The sequence below is a fragment of the Faecalibacterium sp. DFI.5.82 genome (assembly GCF_029076575.1).
In the GTDB taxonomy this organism is placed as follows: Bacteria; Bacillota; Clostridia; order Oscillospirales; family Ruminococcaceae; genus Faecalibacterium; species Faecalibacterium duncaniae.
Window position 1 is genome coordinate 1 of sequence record NZ_JARFIS010000508.1, and the last position, 311, is coordinate 311.

At 57.2% G+C, this 311-nt stretch carries 1 protein-coding gene; it reads left to right on the forward strand.

Annotation, left to right across the window (positions count from 1 at the left end; all coding sequences use genetic code 11):
- Positions 1-40: 40 nt before the first annotated feature.
- Positions 41-311: alpha/beta hydrolase-fold protein (locus P0G09_RS17640; RefSeq protein ID WP_275253320.1), on the forward strand; the 271-nt coding region annotated here is incomplete at its 3' end.

Here is a 311-nt window from a genome sequence, read left to right on the forward strand (position 1 = left end):
CTGGAAAATGGTCAAAAAATGGAGCGTCAGCTAACCTGCGGTGAACGGCGTGGAGCAGCGCCGGGTGTATGTCTACCTGCCCACCATGTACGAATCCGACCCGGAGCGCCGGTATCCGGTGCTGTATATGTTCGACGGCCAGAATGTGTTCTTTGATGCGGATGCCACCTACGGCAAGAGCTGGGGCGTGGCGGATTATCTGGACTACACAGATAACCCGCTCATCGTGGCGGCAGTGGAGTGCAATGCAGGCTCCAACAACGAGCGCCTTGTGGAGTATTCGCCCTACCGCTTCGATGACCCGATCTATG